Source organism: Bifidobacterium sp., from assembly GCF_022647885.1.
Lineage (GTDB): Bacteria > Actinomycetota > Actinomycetes > Actinomycetales > Bifidobacteriaceae > Bombiscardovia.
This window is the reverse complement of record NZ_JALCLM010000001.1, coordinates 583,949-603,722: the sequence shown is the minus strand read 5'-3', so window position 1 is coordinate 603,722 and position 19,774 is coordinate 583,949. Positions and strand designations below refer to the sequence as shown.

Here is a 19,774-nt window from a genome sequence, read left to right as displayed (position 1 = left end):
CGATGCTTACTTGTTTAGGCCATCAAGCCAAGGGGTGTTCATTGACTGCCAGATAGGACCATGGTGCTGTTCCAGCAGAGCCGCTTCCAGTGCTGCGGCCGGCTTATACAGTTTTTCGTCGTGCATCTGTGGAGCAAAGAACTGGAATCCAGCAGGCAAACCATCATCACTTAACCCAGCTGGAATAGACATGGCAGGCACACCTGCCAAATTGGCTGGAATTGTGGCGATATCTTCCAAATACATCGTCAGAGGATCATTCATTTTCTCGCCGAATTTGAATGCGGTGCTTGGGCTAGTAGGTGATACCAACACATCGACCTGCTCAAAAGCCTTCGCAAAGTCACGAATAATCAATGTGCGCACCTTCTGCGCTGACCCGTACCAAGCGTCATAGTAACCCGCGGAGAGTGCATACGTTCCCAGAATGATACGTCGTTTGACCTCGTCGCCGAAGCCCTGTTCTCTCGTTGCAGACATCATATTTGCAGCAGTTTGCGGTGTACCTTCCTTAGGCATCACGCGCAAGCCATAGCGCATACCATCGTAGCGAGCAAGGTTGCTCGAGACTTCCGAAGGCATAATGATGTAATACGCACCTAATGCATAAGAGAAATGCGGGCAAGAAATCTCAACTACTTCAGCACCCATAGCTTCTAGTGCAGCAACGCCCTCACGGAATCGTGCCTCTACGCCAGCTTGGAATCCCTCACCACTAATTTCCTTGACAAGACCTACGCGCATACCATGCAGGTCACGCTTCATTCCCTCGCGTGCAGCGTCTGCCAGTTTAGGTAATGGCTTAGGAATTGATGTGGAATCGCGCTCATCATATCCGCCAATGACTTCATGCAATAGTGCAGCATCAAGCACTGTGCGCGAGACTGGCCCAATCTGATCGAGCGATGAGGCCATGGCAATTGCACCAAACCGTGACACACCACCATATGTAGGCTTCACACCGACTGTGCCGGTTAAAGCGCCTGGCTGACGAATGGAGCCACCCGTGTCAGTGCCAAGTGCCAATGGAGCTTCGAAGGCGGCGACTGCTGAGGCTGAACCACCGCCCGAACCACCTGGGACACGTTCTGTATCCCAAGGATTATGTGTGGTCTGGTACGCGCTGTGCTCAGTTGAAGAACCCTGTGCAAACTCATCAAGATTTGTTTTACCAAGAATAGGCATGCCCGCTGCCTTGAGCTTACGCACAACAGTTGCGTCGTAAGGAGGCACCCACCCTTCAAGAATTTTGGAGGCCGCCGTGGTGGGAATCCCTTTGGTAACGATCATATCTTTGACAGCGATAGGTACACCGGCAAGTTCAGAAAGCCCTTCGACATCTCCTGCCTTACGACGAGCATCGAATGCATCAGCCTGATGCAAAGCTTCGTCGCCAGACACTTGCAGGAAGGCTTGTATGCTTGGTTCAGCAGCCGCAATTGCCTCTAGCTCAGCTTCTACCAGCTCTCGGCTCGATACTTCACCGTCTTTGATTTGCTGCGCCATCTGGGCAGCACTCATCGTAACGAGTTCACTGTGTTGTGTCATTACTTCCCTCACTCCTCACCCAGAATGCGTGGGGCTACAAACATACCGGCTTCAGTTGCCGGTGCACCACTCAGTGCCGCTTCCTGTGTCAATGGCTGTTCCGCCACGTCAGGGCGCAAGTAAGCTTCCAGAGGAACAGGATTCGCTGTAGGTGGCACATCCTCACCTGCAACTTCCTGAACTTTTGCGATTGACTCAGCGATCACGTTCAGCTCACCCTGGAGTCGGCTAATCTCATCATCGGTGAGGGCTATACGAGCCAGGTCTCCCAAATGCTCGATTTCTTCTCGTGTGAATGTTGGCATAGCCCTTACTATATGTGCCGTGTGTGACACCTAAACTTCGCTGTGTGAGGCAATTCGTACCTAAGAATTACTGAAATCCTTATAACTCTGACAATTAGTTAATATCACGATGTTTCACGAACAATGTTCCCAGTACATAAGACGCAGCTGACCAAACTGCCAACAGCAATAAGCTTTGCCACCAATTTGGATCGAAAGCGTTTGACGAACTAGTGGGTAATGACGTTCCTATCCCCGCGCCGACTGCGCCGTCCATCAATGAATTTGGAAGAGCTGCCGTAACGGTACCAATCCAATGGAAGCCATTACCGAGCTGCGCAATCACCGCTAGTATTTGGGGAACGATCATCATGAAAGCGATAAAGGTAAATACTGCACCCACAGTTGATCGGCATATTCCTGCAATGCCTAGCGCCATGACTGCAATAAGCGCAGAGGCAACTGGCGCGCCAAGAATGATAATCAATGGGACAAAACGCTGCGAATTTGGTAAGGGGGTAAGAGTTACCCCAAGGAAGAAGATATGCGCGACACCCCATGCCAGCAAAACTCCTAGCAAGGTTGAGAATGCGGTGAGCACTGAAATCGCAATGGCCTTAGCCGCCATCAACATGCCACGACGTGGATTAGCTGTGAGGGATGATTGAATTGACATATTGCCAAATTCAGAAGTCAAGGACATAATTGCAAGAATTCCTGCCGCCAACACTGCTGTGCTGACAAACGCTCCAACTGAGATCCAGAGGTTAGCCATTTCAATCGGCTTGGTGGTGCTGAGAATATTACCTTGTTCATCTATAGAATTCACCAGCTTGGTACTCCACGCTACCAGTAAGGTTCCCAGAGGTATCAGAGCAGCATTGATGATAAGTAGGATATAGCTCGACTTAAGACTCAGCAGTTTAACCAACTCTGCATGGATACTCCCACCAAAAGTCACGTGAATACGACGTGGTGAGAGCCTACTGCCCGAAACGTAGCCACCTTGTCCAGTTTCCTTCGATGTAGCGATATTCCTTGAACTCATCGTATGGCCTCCCCTGAAGACACCGTTTCAGCTCGCTGTATCGGAACCTGTTGCGCGGCATACTGCTCGTGCCCATGTGTGAGTTCCATATATGCCTGCTCAAGCGAGGAATGCTCAGCACACAATTCGTAAACCCTAATATTGGTCTGAGCGATAGCCTGTGCCAGCTGTTCAAGTGCTACGCCAGAAATATGAAACACCAGCGCACCCTGAGGATCCGTTGGGGCGGCAGGAATTTCTTCAATCTGCGCACCAGGTGTATTTTCAACAAGATTCCTCATCAACTCCACATCCGGAGTGGCAAGGCGTATAGCAGCACTCGAATGCTTTTGAATGAAAGCGTCAACTGCCATATTTTCTAATACTTGACCTTGGCCTATGATTACCAAGTTATCTGCAGTGAGGGCAACTTCACTCATCAGATGAGAGCTCAACAACACTGCTCTGCCCAAGCTGGCATAGTAACGGCACAGTTCTCTTACCCAGCGCACTCCCTCTGGGTCCAATCCGTTAATTGGCTCATCTAATACCAAGTTATGCGGGTCACCAAGCAGCGCGGAAGCTATAGAAAGCCGTTGACTCATACCCAAGGAGAATGCTCCCGCACGACGTTTTTTCACATTCGCGATACCAGTTATCTCAATAACCTCGTCCACTCGAGCCTTGGGGATGTTATTCGTTAGCGCCAAAGCATATAAGTGGGAATATGCAGATCGGCCTTTATGCGCCGACTTTGCATCCAGCACGGCACCGACCTCTGACATCGGAGAACGCATAGATGCAAAAGTCTGACCATCAATGAGAGCCTGCCCACTGTCTGCCTTGATCAACCCCAACGCCGTACGCATTGTAGTGGATTTGCCGGCACCATTTGGGCCAAGGAATCCAGTAACTTTGCCATCTGCAGCAACAAAGGAAACATTGTTAACTGCAACTCTACCTTTGAAGGTTTTGCTGAGATTCTGTATTTCTATCACTCTATGAATCTATCAGCTCATTCCAAGGCAAGGTTAAGTTGATAATCGTACTGCAGGAAATACCTCCTCGTTCAGGCCGGTATTTAGCCACTCATGCAGAACTCTGTAATAGTAAGTTCAATATAGTTTTTGGCGTGGCGTCAAGATGACGTGCATGCGTCGGCCATAGCATTATGTATCTATAGCGAAGCGCCAGCTATCAGCTATGTTGCATAATCCAGCAGTGCATGGCAACTGCCGCAGCTGCTCCTGCGTTGATTGAACGAACCGAACCAAACTGCGAAATGAATACCACGTCTTCAGCACAATCTAATGCTTTTTGCGACAAACCTGGCCCCTCTGCTCCAAAAAGCAATAGGCATCGTTTAGGAAAGACAAAATGCTCAATAGCGACTGCACCAGGCACATTGTCGATTGCTATGATGCTCGTTCGCTCGTGATCTCCACGCGCAGCATCGTCGGCCTCTACCTGATTCAGTAAATCTTGCATTGAGGGGTGCTGCTCAACATGCTGGTAGAGCTCCGTCATCAATGCACCTTTGCGATTCCATTTGTGAGGACCGACAATATGCACTTTTGCGGCAGCAAAAGCATTAGCTGTTCGCACAATCGAACCTATGTTGAAATCATGGGTCCAATTTTCAATCGCCACCTCAAACTGGTGACGTCCTTGTAAATCAAGATCATCTCGTATCGCTTCAACGCTCCAATAACGGAAACGGTCGAGGACATTTCGTCTATCCCCTTCGTCGAGTAGCTCTGTATCAAATCTCGCGTCATAGTTGGATGACGACGGGTCATCTGGACGTGCTTGGTCTGGATGTGTCTGCGACCATGGGCCAACACCTACTGTACGAAACACGGGTTCTCCTGAGGCCAACGAAGCTTGAGTGAACGCTGAGGGTTTGCTCACTCCCCCTCCTTAACATCCATATGCTTGAGCGGCGTGACCGTCGAAAATTCTTCTTCATCAAAAACACGCACAAAAGGTAAGGTGTGGTGTTCACCATCGAGCGGATTAATAGCTTCTATCCCTGCAGAGGAACACGATGATCCAACTAGAGCGGCTATACCAATAACCTGTGCACCCTCACGCTGCAATATGCCAAAATCAAGACTCAGCTCGTTGCCATTTCGCAAAGTGACTAAGGACGAAGTCTGAACGTATGATTTCTCACTGAGCCATGCATCCAATAACATCACTCTTTTCCCCCGAATTGAGGGACCTTTGATACTGGGGTAAACGAAATCCATAACAAAGGCGTCAAGGTTTTGTCCTCTAGAGGCCGCAGCCTGAAGCATGGAAATAGCCAGAGGAATTGATGCAGCTGTTAATGCTCCTACAGCGTCGAAATCATCGATGCCGAAACCTGACTCTTCAAGTGTATCCAGTAGAAGGTGTCCAGCTAGCTGCGAACCCTGATGGTCATACGTCACTGCTGAAAGCTCACTAAATGGCTTTGTTGAGACCTCTGGAATCAGCAGGCGTTTGAGCTGCTCTCGAGTATCAAGAGACTCTATATTTGCACTGACCTGCGTTTCACGTAAATCAGGAGACCCTGTTTGTCTGAATGATCCGGATTCTCTTTGAGATGCCATGACTACCAGAGTATAGCGGGGCACACCCATCACCATTGCTTATGGCATGCCCTGAACGCAATCAATCACTGCTTTCTGGACCAGTAGGTAGCGAATCACCAGCTACTGAGTCTTCAGGCTTAGAGTCGTCCTGAACTTCAGGGGAAGTGAGCTCACGAATATTCGCATGCTCAGAATCGATAAGATCAACTTCATCAATAATTTTTGACTGATCCAATTTTTGTAATTTACGTGCAGTGACCAGCACACGAGATTCTAATGAAGATGCGAATTGATTGTATGCTCCCACACTTTTGGTAATAGCCTTACCCAAAGCGTTCGCCCGTCCTCCAAGCACTACGAAACGTTCATAAAGTTCTTTGGAAAGGGTGAATAAAGTTTTTGCATCATCCGTCAAACTTTGTTGCTGCCAAGCATAAGCAACAGATTTGAGAACTGCCCACAAGGTCACAGGAGAAGTCAAGGCCACTTTTTGGGCGAAAGCGTCGTCCATCAGTGTGGGATCAGCTTCTAGTGCAGCTTGCAGCAGAGATTCATTAGGAATAAATGCCACCACAAAGTCTGGAGCTGTGTCAAATGCATTCCAATAGGCTTTGTCACCCAGTGTTTTGACATGTTCGCGTAAATCTTTGGCATGCGATTTAAGTAAAGCTGCACGCCGAAGTAGCTCATCTTGTGGAGCTGTCTCAGGTATATCGCAAGCCCTTTGATAATTGGCATAGGGAGCCTTCGCATCAATAGGAATTGTTTTACCACCAGGCAAATGCACAATCATATCGGGTCGCTGTATATGACCTTCTCTATCCGTGACCACCACCTGCGTATCAAAATCAACATGTTCAAGTAAGCCAGCCGATTCCACGATATTTTTGAGCTGTGCTTCTCCCCACGCGCCGCGGATTTTGTTATTACGCAGAGCCGAAGCCAAAGAACTAGTTTCCTTGTCGAGTCGCGTCTGCTGATCCCCCAGTCCTTTAAGCTGTTCGCCCAGCATACCCATCTCATGTTTACGGCCCTCTTCAATCTGAGCAACCTTCTGTTGCAAGGTCTCAAGATTCTTTTGTACCGGAGAAAGAGCACTCAAGACTTTGCTCTGCTCTTGCATTTGCGAGCGCTGCCGCTGTTCTCGCTGCTCTGCTTCATTTCTACTACGGTCTTTTTCCTGCTCCAAACGACGAATCTCAGACTGTTGCGCTTGCTCTAGTTGAGATTTCACATACTCCAGTTGTTGTTCCAAACCTTCAGAGCGCGTGGCATATTGCACTACTTTGCCATTTGCTGACTGTAATTCTTGACTCAAGGTCTCGCAGCGTTGCGATATGGCTGTATAGTCTTCCGCACTGTGCCCATCTGAGTCTTGTGCATGAGATGATTTTGCGAGCGAATATCTGCCAAACACATACCCGAGACCAGCTGCCAACAACACAGCCAAAAGGACGAGAAGCATAGCGAGAGGGGTAGAGGTATTGTCGAACATATGTTCTATGGAATCATTATCACTGGACCTCAGCAATATCATAAGAGAGCACAGTAAATACGTGGTCTCCGTGTACAAATACCTGTCAAGGTGTTGAACCATGAAGGCAATGAGATGATAAGAGTCGAAGGAGGACACTGATGGGATTCGATATCTTCATGCTTGGAGCCACGATCGTCGCAGCTGGCGCCTTAACATGGTTTGTGCTTTGGTATTTTTTCTCTCCGACCACCGACCTGGCATCTCAACCAGCGCCTAACGATCCAAGCAAGCAAAGTAGGTCCTTCAACTCGCCGAGTAGCGATGAGGCCTATGCAGCGCTATACGGAGACAGAACACATGAAGCGGCAAAACTTACACGACTGGTCGCAGTTGGCATAATTCTGACAGTAATCGTTTTTATTCTCGGGATTCTCTCGTTCTTTGGCACTGATAACAACGACAGTTGGTTACATGCCGCTTGGATACAAAGCCCCTGGCTACAGGCAATTCTGATTACGCCTGTAATGTTCTACTGCGGGCGGCCCATTCATCACATCGGCTTACATGCCATCGCACAACGTAGTCCAGATATCAATTCATTGATATCTATCGGCACGAGTGCGGCATATATATATAGCCTCGCTGTGTGCCTCGCTTCCGATCTCATGCCTGAAGGATCGCGCGAACCCTATTTTGAATCTGTCGGAGTCACTATCATTCTGGTGCTACTCGGACGATTAATGGAAACCAAGTCACGAGCGCTTTCAGATTCATCCGTGCAACATCTGGCGAGTTTACTTCCCAAAACTGCCCATGTACTACCTTCCACAAATGTGACTGATATTGACTGCTCTAGCGCCGCCAACCTGGGCGTAGATGTTAACAGCAGCGCGCTTCGTACCGGGAGCCTTGTGATTGTCAAAGCTGGTGAGGCTCTACCTGCAGACGGCAGAATTGTTAGCGGGGAAGCTCGTATTGACGAATCAATTATCACCGGTGAAGCCGAGGGCCGTTATAAAACTTCCGACGACCAAGTCTTCGCTGGCACAACGGCTCTTACCGGGACAATCATATTGCGCTGCACTAAGGTAGGTAGCCAAAGCACTCTTGGCAGCATTGTAGATGTTGCCACCCATGCTCAAGACAATGAAGCTCCTGTCCAGCGGCTAACAGACAGAATCTCTCAACTTGTTGTGCCCATAGTTATGCTCATTGCCATATGGACTTTTGCCATATGGATTGTCATTGGTCCCCAACCACGGCTGTCACACGCTGTAGTGACGACTATCAATGTGCTCATTATTGCTTGCCCTTGTGCACTAGCGCTGGTTACGCCACTATCTGTCAGCGCAAGCGTCAACTTAGGAGCATCAAACGGCATCCTATTAGCGTCAGCACGAGTATTGCAGCAAGGCACTCATATTCGCACATTGCTTATCGATCAAGCCGTTATTGGCAACTCCGAAGGGAATAACACTACGGCAAGCGCCGCACTCGCCGTTGAAACATTACGCGCTCACGATGTACGTACGGTGCTGTTGGGCAGTAGTGACACAGCATCATCCATTGAACAAGCGCGAGAACTCGGCATCGAAGAAGTCATTGCCGCAGTAAATCAGCGTGACAAAGAAGCCTGGGTCAAACGCTTTATCGCAGAATCCACACCAGGACATTTAGTGGCGCTTGCCAGCGATGGTATTGAAAACGCCGAAGCGCTTAATGCCGCAGATGTAGGTTTTGCCATTGGTTCAGGGATTGATGGCATGTTGCAATCAGCGGATATCACTGTGGTTAACGGTGATTTGCGTGGCATACCAAAGGCCATACAGCTGTGCGATATTACTGTGCGAAACATCAGAGAAAACTTCATATGGGCCATGGCCTTTAATCTGGCATCGATTCCGATTGCTGTTGGAGTGCTCTACCCCTTCACTGGCTGGCTACTTAATCCGGTTATTGCGGCTTTAGCTATGGCGTTATCTTCACTATGCGTCGTACTCAACGCACACAGATTGCGTCACCAAGTTATTCGCGTCACTGGTGGCTTAGGCACATCACACTCCACAACGAGAGAACCACGAATACTCTCACGCTCTTAAATCTTTACCGTGAATCCTTACGGTGAACTCTTACATCGTTACGCACCACGGTGCTAACTTACACGGTGCTAACTTACACAGTGCAAGCTAGCACCGTGGTGCGGAAGATGCGTATCACTATGCGCTAGATCCGAGAAATCCGAAAACCTAGCGCATAGCACAAGAAGATCAACGCTGAGATTCACTGTCTGGGGTATGGCCCTCAGCCTCTGGACGATCACCTATCTGGTGAATCGTAGCATCGTCAATCAGTGTGTCCGTTGGCCACACTGTGAGCTCCAAATGCTCTCCACCTGTTTGATCCACCAGCACTGTATCACCGTCATGGACTGACCCTGCTAGCAACATACGTGCCAATTGGTCACCAACTTCGGTTTGCACCAATCTGCGCAGAGGTCGCGCACCATAAGCAGGGTCATATCCTGCGTCAGCAAGCCACTCACGGGCCGCATCTGTGACGTCCAAACTGATGCGCCTGTCTGTCAGCCGCTTTGCTACCTGCGACACTTGAATATCCACGATACTTCCCAACTCATCGCGAGTCAGCGGGTCAAAGACCACCAGTTCATCAAGTCTATTTATGAACTCAGGCTTGAACTGTGCATGCACCGCATCCATTACTGCGCGATGCTTGGCCTCAGCATCCAAAGCGTCGTTGACGAGGAATTGTGAACCAAGATTCGAGGTCATAATCAGAATTGTGTTTCTGAAATCAACTGTTCTACCCTGACCATCGGTTAAGCGCCCATCGTCAAGCACCTGAAGCAATACATCAAAAACTTCCGAATTGGCTTTTTCAACTTCATCAAATAGCACTACGGAATATGGACGACGACGAACCGCTTCAGTCAGTTGTCCTCCTTCTTCATAGCCTATGTATCCAGGCGCTGCACCAATCAGACGAGAAACAGATGCTTTCTCCATGTACTCGCTCATATCAATGCGAACCATAGCTTTCTCATCGTCAAAGAGAAAGTCTGCGAGCGCTTTTGCTAACTCCGTTTTACCAACACCTGTTGGTCCTAAGAATATGAAAGAACCTGTAGGACGATCAGGATCGGAAATGCCTGCTCTGGAACGGCGGACTGCATCAGAGACCGCAGCAATCGCCTGGCGCTGACCAATAACACGCTTTGCAAGGAAATCCTCCATGTGCAGCAGTTTCTCGTTCTCGCCCTGCATAAGTCTGCCAACAGGGATGCCAGTCCAATCAGCAACAATCTCGGCTACCGAATCAGCATCAACATGATCAGGAACCATTGGCTCTTTTGCGGAGCCACCAGCGATATCAGCGCCATCTGGGGCCTGTCCTGTTTGACTTTCCTGAGCGTCAGCATCCTCTTCAGCTATAGCCAACTCTTTTTGAATGGTTGGAATTTCTCCGTAAAGAATCCTAGATGCCTTCTCTAGGTCACCTTCACGAGTGGCTTTATCCGCATCTACTCGCAGTGAGTCGAGCTGTGCACGCAAATCACCGACCTTGTTATGACCAGCTTTTTCTTCATCCCAACGAGCTTTAAGACCACTGAGTCTCTCACGGGTATCAGCAAGATCAGCCTGCAATTTCTCCAAACGTGCTCTCGACGAAGGGTCTTCGGCCTTTTTAAGCTGCATTTCCTCCATCTCAAAACGTGTAACCTTGCGTTGCAACTCGTCAATTTCCTCTGGCTGAGAATCGAGTTCCATCCGCAGATGTGCCGCTGCCTCATCAACTAAATCAATGGCTTTATCAGGAAGCTGACGCCCACTGATATAGCGATTTGACAGTGTTGCTGCAGCTACCAACGCATCGTCTCCGATAGTTACCTTATGGTGAGCCTCATAGCGCTGCTTGAGTCCACGCAAGATGGCTACTGTGTCCTCAACAGAGGGTTCACCAACGAAGACCTGCTGAAAACGACGTTCCAGCGCAGGATCCTTCTCAATATTTTCTCGGTACTCATCAAGCGTAGTGGCGCCGATCAACCTTAATTCGCCACGGGCAAGCATGGGCTTGAGCATATTACCCGCGTCCATCGATCCTTCAGCGGAGCCTGCGCCAACAATCGTGTGCAACTCATCGATGAAGGTAATAATCTGCCCGTCAGCGCTTTTAATTTCGTCCAGCACTGCCTTAAGTCGTTCTTCAAACTCGCCGCGATATTTGCTGCCTGCGACCATAGATGCCATATCAAGTGAAATCAACCGCTTGCCTTGCAACCCAACAGGAACATCGCCTGCAACAATACGCTCTGCGAGCCCTTCGACTACTGCGGTTTTACCAACACCAGGCTCACCAATAAGTACCGGATTATTTTTCGTGCGTCTGCTGAGAATTTGAATTACTCGACGTATCTCTTGGTCTCTTCCAATAACTGGATCAAGTTTGCCGTCCTTGGCTTGAGCGGTAAGATCTGTTGAATATTTCTCCAAGGACTTATATGTGCCCTCGGCATCAGCACTGGTCACTTTAGCCCCACCTCGAACTCCAGGAACTGCTTCGCGCAATGCCTTCGGGGTTAATCCATGCCTCTTGAGCAAATCGGCAACCTGCGATGGTCCAACTGCTAATGCAATTAGCAGATGCTCTGTGGAGACATACTCATCTCCCATATCTTGCATTTCTTTCTCAGCCTGCGCAATGGCTGTGCTGAGCTGTCGGCTCGCTTGTGGCTGTGTTGCAGTCGAACTGCTTGCACTTGGTAATGCAACAAGCGCATTACGCACTTCAGCACCAATACTGTGCGCGTCAGCTCCCGCAGCGGCTACCAAGCCAGGTACTGAGCCCTCTTGTTGACGCAGCAATGCATCCAACAAATGCAAAACATCTACCTGTGCATTGCCGGCCGCCGAAGCGCTCTGTATTGCATCCGAAATCGCCTCTTGCGACATCCTCGTAAATTTTTGTTCCATATCTCCTCCGTAACATTCAGTTGATGTCTTCGACGAACGTAGAGTCTGAAATTCTTGTGGGTAACACCCGCGAAGAACCCCTCGCTCTCAGCTGTTACGCTCTCAAATCACATTCCGTGAAGTCTGATATGCACAACACTTCAAGTTACGAGTATATTCCCAAACTTGAGTCTTATCCACTCAAGTTTGGGAATAGTTCTGCTTGGAGACACGCTTTGATGCTGTTTCCTCACTGAAACAACAACACTGCGCATACAGCATGGAGCCTTACCCAAATACGGTGGCTCACATGCCGATATGCACAGTTTTGGATAGATATCCCTGACTCAGGCAGACACCACTACATTGCGCAAACTACCAATACCACCTATATGGACTACGGCCTCATCGCGTGGAGCAAGAGAACCAGATGCGTGCGGAGTACCAGTCATAATCACATCACCAGGTAATAGCGTTGAAAAACTGGATATGAAGGCAATCTGCTCGGGAATTGAATGAATCAGATTGGCTGTATTACCCGAGGCTTCCGGCACGGTCTCACCGTTGAGGGAGAAAGAAATATCGGTATGAGCAAAGTCCAGCTCAGTCTCAATCCATGGGCCTAAAGGGCACGATGTATCAAAACCCTTGGAGCGAGTCCACATCGGATCCCCCTGCTGTAAATCACGCAAGGTGACATCATTAACGCATGTAAAACCTAAGACATAATCCATCGCTTTTTCTTCAGCTACATTTTTCGCGATGCGACCAATAACCACAGCGACTTCAGGCTCGTAACTCATCTGATGAGAATACGAAGGATACACAATCGGATCGTCAGGGCCAATAACAGCGGTTGACGGCTTAGAAAAAATCATCATGCGTTCCGGAGGCTCAGATATGTCAGACATACCGGATTCCGCCATGAATTGTGTATGGGCCTGATAATTTTTGGCTAGACCATAGACCTTTGAGGGAATTACTGGGGCCAATAGACGTATACCATCACCATCTAGTGCATAACGTTCACCGGTAGGTTTGACGGCTTGTGCAGACAGCGGGTACCCATCAAGAGCAATCAGGTAATCCTTATCGTCTGCATCATCATGCTGGACGAAGGCATATTGGGGACGGTCGTTAAACGAAAAGCGTGCGATTCTCATGACCCCTAGCATAATGCCGGACCCATACTGGTCAGTCCGATGGTCAAGATTCGAGTGTAATGAATTCGCTCATAACTGATATATGGCATCTTCAGATGCTTATCGAGAGACAAGGTGTCAATATGGAAGCACGGTTTCGGGTCATGTATACGCAGAATTGCAGAGCTGTTCATTGGACCGGCCAAGATCATATACCGCATGAAAGGAAGGACGAGGATGTCAGATTTAAGCTCACGAAAAGTTCTCATTGTGGTTCACGACTGGGGTATCGAGGAGACTGAGCTCACCAGGCCTCTCGGTGATTTGCGAGAAGCAGGGGTCCAAGTAACTCTTGCCGCCCCTACGCTCAACGATGTTGAAACACTTCAGCACGACCGATATCCCGGCGCTGCAGTAACTCCTGACGCTCTAATCTCAGATGTCGCAGCTGCAGATTTCGATCTACTCGTAGTGCCAGGAGGAACCTGCAACGTCGATCACCTCCGCATCAATCCCTCAGCGATTCAACTGGCGAAAGATTTTGCGCAATCAGGAAAAACTATTGCTGCAATATGTCACGGACCTTGGCTCTTGGTCAATGCAGGGGTACTTGGAGGCAAAACCCTCACCAGTTGCCGCTACATTAGCGCAGATGTTGAAAATGCTGGTGGCGTGCATGAGGACCGTGAAGTTGTTGTTGACAATGCGAGCGGATGGAAACTCATTACCTCGCGCAAACCGGATGATCTTGATGCCTTCGTGGGAGCTATCAAAGAGGCACTGTAACGCGTATCCTACTTCATTGCGTTAGCGTGCAATGATCTACATAAATATATGAGAGTGTGTATCTCCCCACATGACAAGCAGAAAAGCGTGCTCCACATGTTTCAGTATGCACACTCTCTATATCCGTACAACAACTTCGCTCAGATGAACGCGCGCTCACCAAAGATTGCAGTTCCTACCCGAACAATTGTGGAACCCTCTTCTATCGCGTAGACCATATCGTGAGTCATGCCCATTGAAAGCTCTTGGCACGATGCTGTTCCTGATTCACCGGATCCAACGATAGCGTCCCGAAGTCCCCGAAGATGTGCAAAACCAGTACGAATTCGCCCCTCATCATCGACATGTGCTCCAATGGTCATCAGTCCGCGCAACTCTATACCGTCCATTGCAGCCATTGCATACGCCAACTCCTGTGCAGCTTCAGGTGAGCAACCAGATTTTGACGCTTCACCTGACTCATTAACCTCAAGCAATACGCCGACAACACAGCCACGAGCCACTGCACGTCGAGAAATACGCTCTGCAAGCACCAAATTATCGACCGATTCAATGGTGGTTACATAGGGCAAGACTTTATTGATCTTGTTACTTTGCAGCTGCCCAATAAGATGAAAACCCATATCTTGAGATGATGAGCTGTCTGACGTCAGCGATGACGCTGATGCTTCACTGTGATTACTCACCGCAGCTGTATGAGCCTGGTGGGCGCCTAAAACCAGACCTTGCTGTGCACATAATTCTTGCAATCGCAAAGCTTTCACCTCAATTTCTTGAGGACGGTTTTCACCAATCAGACGAACACCCGCATCGATTGCAGCCATAATTTCGCCGACATCGCGAGTTTTAGTTGCTGCTAACAACCGTATATCGTCGACATTCCTATCGCTCCTCTGCGCAGCTGCCGCAAGCCCATCCATCACACGATGCACACCGTCGCGAATCTCCAAACCTCGCGCAGAGTCCAATTGCTCATTCGCAAGATCCTTATGCTGCATATACGCGACCATAGTTACCCATTCCTCCAACTCGTGCTGCACGGCATCTGCGTACCCAACGACACCTGTAAACGCCCATGTTAGTATCCCTCCAATACGTCAGACGTCTATACCCCAGGCATTGCTAAGTTTGCGATCCTGTTGGTGATTGCGAAGGTATGAAAATGAGAAGGCTTCAAGCAAATCCTTGGCACGGGTCGGCTTATAGGACGTCGTTAAGCCCAACAAGTGCGCACATAGTCCAATGACCTCACTCGGTCTACGACCTGCATTCCTCAACTCTTGCATATCCAGAGAAGCAAAACGTTTCGCCATTCTTCGTCCATCAGCACCGTCGATTAGCGGAAGATGCGCCGCAATGACTTCGCGAGCAGGGGTTGCCGGACTTGAAAACTCCTGAAGATTCACACCCTCACAATGCTCTCGTATCCAGAGCTGAATCGCCGTTGAACGGAGTAGATCACGTCCACGAACAATAGTGTTAACACCCATTTGCCAATCATCCACTGCGGTAGCGAACTGATAGGCATATACGCCATCCGAACGTCTAATAATCACATCACCCAGTTGTTTGGATAGCGAAAAACGCTGTGCTCCAAAAATCTTGTCAGCAAATATGACTACATCTTGAGTATCCGAAGGCGACATAGGTACAGCTATGCGCCATGAATGACGCGCACCAGATACCAGTCGGCGTTGTCGCTCAGCATTATCTAGATGCCGGCATGTCCCCGGGTACACCGAGAAACCATCGCCTTCATTCGGTGCTGAAGCCGCTCGTATATCTGCACGCGAACAGAAACACGGATAGATCAGAGGCTCGCCGGAAAGTAATGTTTGCTGTTGAAAATACTGGAATACCGCATCATACAAGTTCAAACGCTGTGATTGATATACGACAGTATTATCCCAGTGCAGCCCTAGCCAATCTAAATCTTCCATAATCCACGAGTCGGCATCTGGCACCACACGATATGTGTCAATATCCTCAATACGCAAGCTGAGTGTTCCGTTGACTGCTCGCACATCGAGCCACGCCGCCAGCGCAGCATACACATTTCCAATATGCATACGTCCTGTCGGAGAAGGAGCCAAACGGCCAACACGGCGCTGTAACTTACTCTCATCAATTGATTTCACGATATCCACAGTATTTCACGATATCCACAGTTCTGAATCAAGCGGCCATTCATTAGGCGAACATCCTCGCAACGATATGGACTGTTGCTGCATAACAGGTGCAGGGCCACCACTGACGCTGCACGTAGCCTCATTATCAAGATGCCCAAGGCGATGACCAACCTCATGATTAATAACTAGCTTGCGGTACCGTTCTACGGTTCCACCAGCATTCAACCAATCACTTGTAGCTGAATTCCAGCGATCTAGATTAATAATGACTTCATCGTTGACTCGGCAACTGTAGTCCTCACTACAACCGTCAGAGAAAGATTTCATCGTACTTGCTTCCGCCATAATCAAGGTCATATCGCACTGCGTACTTGAATCCGCAGAAGAACTCGACGATGATTCGTGAGCAATATACTCAAAAGTCGCACCTGCTCTTGGCCACCCTTGCGTTGAGTTCAATATCGAAAACACTGCATTTTCAAAGACTTGCGTGTCGCCAACATTACCTTTTCCTGAGACGCAATAGCGATATTGATGGAGTGTTTTACCGCTAGCCTGTGCGGTTTTCAACGCTTGCGCTGCAATATTGTCACGCTGTTGTTGGGTTAATACACTAGAACTTCCTGACGATGATTGCGTCGCACTTGCTGAAGACTCTTCCGTTTGTGTAGGAGTCGAACTCTGTGAAGCAGCACTTGTTGAAACAGCAGACTGCGCACGCGTGGATGCAGCTCTATGTCGATTGGATATGCCAGTAAATGCCGAAACAGCCACAATGAGGATAAGTACACACAGCAGTGCAGAAACTACGACAACAAAAGTTTTGCGTGCACGATAAATCTTGCGAATACGCGATACTCGGGTAGCGCTATCAACTGACTTATCCTGTGTGACCCGCTCTCGGGCTTTTGGATGAAGTGCATAGATCATTGCCTTGCACGAGATAATGCAGCGTTTGACTACTTTGCTGATAGCCGCAATACAAGAACGAGTTACACGCCTGCATTCTTCGAGGAATGGTCGCATCATTCACGCACCTTCAGCCGCCAAATATTTCAATACATACAATTCAGGACGCGCACTAAGCCGCAATAGCTTTATGCGCGTCCTGAAAACATACTTGTAGCATACTCAGCTGCGATAATGCACCAAGCTGCAGAGAATGCTATAGCGACATACCATCATGCAAAAATCGCGTGGAATAGCCATGCGCCAATGATTGCGCCAGCAATTGGCGCCACCACAGGAATCCACGCTTCTTTCCATCGAGAAGAGCCTTTATGAGAAATCGGCAGAATCTGGTGCAGCACACGTGGCACTAAATCTCGAGCTGGGTTAAGCCCAGGTCCTGTAGGACCACCCAAGGATGTCACCAAGCCCCAAACGATGAAACCAACAACCAAAGAAGCTACAGCGGGATCCTTCTGTCCCCATGGTAACGACAGGCTGCACAATGCACCGAGTACCAAAATCAATGTGCCAAAGAACTCATTGAGAAAGTAATTGGAACGGGAACCAGCAGCATCAGTGGTGGAAAAACTGGCAAAAATCGCATCAGCTGAATCCGTATCCCGATAGTGTGGGTAATACGTTACATAGACGATGAGCTGACCGACTGCTGCACCTATAATCTGAGCAACTATATACGGAGCAACTTCACTCCATGGGAATAAGCCATTAGCAGCGAGCGCAATCGTCATTGCCGGATTGATCTGTGCGCCCGAAACTGCGCCGAACATCATAACGGGAAACATCACACCGAAACCATATCCCATAGCAATGGTGAGCCATCCCGAATGATGACCCTTCGTTGCTTTGAGTTCCACATTGGCGACGGCTCCATTGCCGAATACCATAAGTAGAGCTGTTCCGATACATTCTGCAGCGAGCCTGGTTATCAGTGGGTAATCCACGAGGGTTCCTTAAATTGTTTTCTCACGGTAACTTTTTCAAACGAATCGGATCCTGCATCGATGCACTACTCACTGAAGATACAGTTCACCCATAGTATTTGGAAAAATTGTTTGAACGCCATAAGGACCCGCCCTAGGACGGATCCTTATTTTGTGTGCCCCCGCGGGGGCTCGAACCCCGGACACGCTGATTAAGAGTCAGCTGCTCTAGCCAACTGAGCTACAGGGGCAGTGGCACACACTTGAGCCGAGGAACAACAGTACTCATTTTTTCAAAATGCGCAACTTGTGCCGTGTCCTCGGCTTAGCTTTGCCCTAATTCTCGTCAAAATCACACTATTTTTGGCATAGGAGTAGTCAACGATGAAGTCAGATTCACCTGTACTAAATCAGCGCCAGCGTGCACTTCAACCTTCTTCAAGGTCACCGTACGATCCTGTTCCGCAGCACTGTCATCATCAGTCATTGTGGCAGGTGATTTAACTGCAACAACTGCCATATCTTCAAGTGTTTTCCCTAGCGAAGTGCACAGCTCATGCGCTGTTTGCAACGACTGCTCAAACCCATCACGAAGTATTACTCGCTCCTCTGGCACACCGTAGGCGCTACGAATAATCCATTTCACATCTGCTAGAGTATCCATTCCTCGGTGACTTTCCAGCGATTCTTTTGTCGCAGTATCACCGCTGGTATGGATAGCCTCAATAAAGTCATCCAGTTGATCAGCAAGCGCATCTCCACCATCACGGAAGAGATTACCAACGATGGGTTTGCGGAAGCCAAGATCGGCAGCTTGCTCACGCAGCTGAGGGACTTGATCATCCTCACCCTCCCAAAGATTAATCAGAGGGAAGGCAGATAGTCCCAGTCCCTCAAGACGGTTGATATGGAATGGGTAGCGCCAGCGAAGCTTAGGATCATCGCGCCATGTTGTTGCTCTAGTCACCACCACAGCAGCAGCAGGCCATTGAGCACCGAATTCACGAGCAGCGATGTCAAGCCATTTTTGTGCACCTGCATCTGTACCATAACCAGCTTCGACAATCACCACGTCATGTCGCGCACACGCTAATTCCACAGATACCAAGCTCGGAATACCGATAGAGACATTCGCGAACGGACCGCAGTGAACATACACAGGCGAGCCTTGCTTCGTTTCGGTCAGTGCAGGCTTAACAGCATCAGCAAGGATGTTGGTGATGCGCCATAAATCAATGAAATCTCCGAATACAACAGGCTTACCATCGAGAGTGCCAGCAACCATCGCAGACACTCGCTGCGCGATCTCCTCCATACTGCGTGAAAGCACCACGATTTGCATGAGCTCACATGTTGGCGTGAGCACCATTCGCTCTGGAATATCACCTTTGCCACGATCTACTGAGATCTGTCGTAATGAACGTGAAGGAGTTTCAGACACCCGAGGCACCAAAATCGTGTCAAGACGACCATCATCAATAGCTTTTTCCGCGAAAGCCACTAGCAAGTTCTGTGCAGCGGCAATTGCAGCCATCTCGCCGCACAGACCCCAATCAATCAATTCGGGATGCGTTAATGAAGCCTTGCCACCTCCGGATGCGCCACCTTTTGAGCCTGCTGCGGTAATGCCCATACTTGGCTGTCTCAGCACAGCTGCCGCATCAACACCACGCTCGCGAAGAGCGTCAATCAGCGCGATAGTTGTTGTGGTCTTGCCCTCACCCCGTGAAGCTTTAAGAGGAGTGTCTGCAGTTACTAGCACCACTTTGCCGTGTTTTCTTGGCTCCTGGGGATGCTCATCCAGATACTTCATATACGCGAAGGCATCAATCTTCTTGACCTGTCCGTATTGGGTGACGTAGCTCTCGTAGGTGCTCATGAGGTCCTCTCTGATTGTTGAAAGTCTTGGACTTAGATAGCTGTGCAGTGATGTGGCAACT

General features: G+C 49.2%; 16 protein-coding genes and 1 tRNA gene. 2 read left to right on the top strand and 15 right to left on the bottom strand.

Annotated elements, in window-relative coordinates; translation table 11 throughout:
• Positions 1 to 6: 6 nt before the first annotated feature.
• The 7 genes from gatA to rmuC all read right to left on the bottom strand — a co-directional run bounded on the left by gatA (position 7) and on the right by rmuC (position 6,933).
• Positions 7 to 1,548: an Asp-tRNA(Asn)/Glu-tRNA(Gln) amidotransferase subunit GatA gene (gene gatA, locus LKI20_RS02435; protein ID WP_291769384.1), complete on the bottom strand. Its 1,542-nt coding sequence runs from the start codon at positions 1,546 to 1,548 to the stop codon at positions 7 to 9.
• A gap of 8 nt (positions 1,549 to 1,556) precedes the next feature.
• A complete protein-coding gene (gene gatC / locus LKI20_RS02430; protein ID WP_291769381.1) occupies positions 1,557 to 1,853 on the bottom strand; it encodes an Asp-tRNA(Asn)/Glu-tRNA(Gln) amidotransferase subunit GatC in 297 nt (98 codons plus the stop codon).
• A 94-nt stretch (positions 1,854 to 1,947) separates the two neighbouring features.
• Complete coding sequence (locus LKI20_RS02425; protein WP_291769379.1) at positions 1,948 to 2,880, bottom strand: hypothetical protein; 933 nt, start codon at positions 2,878 to 2,880, stop codon at positions 1,948 to 1,950.
• Positions 2,877 to 3,857 carry an ATP-binding cassette domain-containing protein gene (locus tag LKI20_RS02420; RefSeq protein WP_291769376.1) on the bottom strand — a complete coding sequence of 327 codons (981 nt, stop codon included), beginning with the start codon at positions 3,855 to 3,857 and terminating at the stop codon, positions 2,877 to 2,879. The genes LKI20_RS02425 and LKI20_RS02420 overlap by 4 nt, the downstream gene beginning before the upstream one ends.
• Before the next feature lie 199 nt (positions 3,858 to 4,056).
• Positions 4,057 to 4,770: a TrmH family RNA methyltransferase gene (locus tag LKI20_RS02415; protein ID WP_291769373.1), complete on the bottom strand. Its 714-nt coding sequence runs from the start codon at positions 4,768 to 4,770 to the stop codon at positions 4,057 to 4,059.
• The gene (locus tag LKI20_RS02410; RefSeq protein ID WP_291769370.1) at positions 4,767 to 5,456 is read right to left on the bottom strand and encodes an orotate phosphoribosyltransferase; all 690 of its coding nucleotides are present in this window, start codon (positions 5,454 to 5,456) and stop codon (positions 4,767 to 4,769) included. Before LKI20_RS02410 ends, LKI20_RS02415 begins: the two co-directional genes overlap by 4 nt.
• Before the next feature lie 61 nt (positions 5,457 to 5,517).
• On the bottom strand, positions 5,518 to 6,933 hold the full coding sequence (gene rmuC / locus LKI20_RS02405) for a DNA recombination protein RmuC (protein ID WP_291769368.1): 1,416 nt from the start codon (positions 6,931 to 6,933) through the stop codon (positions 5,518 to 5,520).
• Positions 6,934 to 7,073: 140 nt separating this feature from the next.
• Between rmuC and LKI20_RS02400 the strand changes: the two genes are divergently transcribed.
• The gene (locus LKI20_RS02400) at positions 7,074 to 9,014 is read left to right on the top strand and encodes an HAD-IC family P-type ATPase (protein WP_291769365.1); all 1,941 of its coding nucleotides are present in this window, start codon (positions 7,074 to 7,076) and stop codon (positions 9,012 to 9,014) included.
• A gap of 168 nt (positions 9,015 to 9,182) precedes the next feature.
• Here LKI20_RS02400 and clpB read toward each other — a convergent pair whose 3' ends face one another.
• On the bottom strand, positions 9,183 to 11,906 hold the full coding sequence (gene clpB, locus LKI20_RS02395) for an ATP-dependent chaperone ClpB (RefSeq protein WP_291769361.1): 2,724 nt from the start codon (positions 11,904 to 11,906) through the stop codon (positions 9,183 to 9,185).
• 326 nt (positions 11,907 to 12,232) lie between these two features.
• Entirely contained in the window at positions 12,233 to 13,048 is an 816-nt protein-coding gene (locus LKI20_RS02390) for a fumarylacetoacetate hydrolase family protein (protein WP_291769358.1), read from the bottom strand.
• A 216-nt stretch (positions 13,049 to 13,264) separates the two neighbouring features.
• On the opposite strand from LKI20_RS02390, the gene LKI20_RS02385 reads away from it, so the two are divergent.
• Positions 13,265 to 13,813, top strand: coding sequence for a type 1 glutamine amidotransferase domain-containing protein (locus LKI20_RS02385; RefSeq protein ID WP_291769355.1), 549 nt, complete (start codon positions 13,265 to 13,267; stop codon positions 13,811 to 13,813).
• A gap of 140 nt (positions 13,814 to 13,953) precedes the next feature.
• On the opposite strand, the gene LKI20_RS02380 is transcribed toward LKI20_RS02385, so the two are convergent.
• From LKI20_RS02380 to LKI20_RS02355, 6 genes are all read right to left on the bottom strand, one after another.
• The gene (locus tag LKI20_RS02380; RefSeq protein WP_291769352.1) at positions 13,954 to 14,823 is read right to left on the bottom strand and encodes a YggS family pyridoxal phosphate-dependent enzyme; all 870 of its coding nucleotides are present in this window, start codon (positions 14,821 to 14,823) and stop codon (positions 13,954 to 13,956) included.
• An 87-nt stretch (positions 14,824 to 14,910) separates the two neighbouring features.
• Positions 14,911 to 15,960 (bottom strand): glutamate--tRNA ligase family protein, encoded by a 1,050-nt coding sequence (locus LKI20_RS02375; RefSeq protein ID WP_291769349.1) that lies wholly within the window; start codon positions 15,958 to 15,960, stop codon positions 14,911 to 14,913.
• A gap of 6 nt (positions 15,961 to 15,966) precedes the next feature.
• Positions 15,967 to 16,971, bottom strand: coding sequence for a DUF3152 domain-containing protein (locus tag LKI20_RS02370; protein WP_291769346.1), 1,005 nt, complete (start codon positions 16,969 to 16,971; stop codon positions 15,967 to 15,969).
• A 152-nt stretch (positions 16,972 to 17,123) separates the two neighbouring features.
• Complete coding sequence (locus tag LKI20_RS02365) at positions 17,124 to 17,855, bottom strand: MIP/aquaporin family protein (protein ID WP_291769343.1); 732 nt, start codon at positions 17,853 to 17,855, stop codon at positions 17,124 to 17,126.
• A 156-nt stretch (positions 17,856 to 18,011) separates the two neighbouring features.
• Positions 18,012 to 18,085, bottom strand: a tRNA-Lys gene (locus tag LKI20_RS02360).
• 101 nt (positions 18,086 to 18,186) lie between these two features.
• Entirely contained in the window at positions 18,187 to 19,713 is a 1,527-nt protein-coding gene (locus LKI20_RS02355; protein WP_291769340.1) for a formate--tetrahydrofolate ligase, read from the bottom strand.
• Between the last annotated feature and the right edge of the window lie 61 nt (positions 19,714 to 19,774).

What these genes read in the sequence shown, in the direction of transcription:
- gatA (WP_291769384.1), bottom strand. Translation starts at nt 1,548, where the DNA reads ATGACACAACACAGTGAACTCGTTACGATGAGTGCTGCCCAGATGGCG.
- gatC (WP_291769381.1), bottom strand. Translation starts at nt 1,853, where the DNA reads ATGCCAACATTCACACGAGAAGAAATCGAGCATTTGGGAGACCTGGCT.
- LKI20_RS02425 (WP_291769379.1), bottom strand. Translation starts at nt 2,880, where the DNA reads ATGAGTTCAAGGAATATCGCTACATCGAAGGAAACTGGACAAGGTGGC.
- LKI20_RS02410 (WP_291769370.1), bottom strand. Translation starts at nt 5,456, where the DNA reads ATGGCATCTCAAAGAGAATCCGGATCATTCAGACAAACAGGGTCTCCT.
- rmuC (WP_291769368.1), bottom strand. Translation starts at nt 6,933, where the DNA reads ATGTTCGACAATACCTCTACCCCTCTCGCTATGCTTCTCGTCCTTTTG.
- LKI20_RS02400 (WP_291769365.1), top strand. Translation starts at nt 7,074, where the DNA reads ATGGGATTCGATATCTTCATGCTTGGAGCCACGATCGTCGCAGCTGGC.
- clpB (WP_291769361.1), bottom strand. Translation starts at nt 11,906, where the DNA reads ATGGAACAAAAATTTACGAGGATGTCGCAAGAGGCGATTTCGGATGCA.
- LKI20_RS02390 (WP_291769358.1), bottom strand. Translation starts at nt 13,048, where the DNA reads ATGAGAATCGCACGCTTTTCGTTTAACGACCGTCCCCAATATGCCTTC.
- LKI20_RS02385 (WP_291769355.1), top strand. Translation starts at nt 13,265, where the DNA reads ATGTCAGATTTAAGCTCACGAAAAGTTCTCATTGTGGTTCACGACTGG.
- LKI20_RS02380 (WP_291769352.1), bottom strand. Translation starts at nt 14,823, where the DNA reads ATGGTCGCGTATATGCAGCATAAGGATCTTGCGAATGAGCAATTGGAC.
- LKI20_RS02370 (WP_291769346.1), bottom strand. Translation starts at nt 16,971, where the DNA reads ATGATGCGACCATTCCTCGAAGAATGCAGGCGTGTAACTCGTTCTTGT.
- LKI20_RS02355 (WP_291769340.1), bottom strand. Translation starts at nt 19,713, where the DNA reads ATGAGCACCTACGAGAGCTACGTCACCCAATACGGACAGGTCAAGAAG.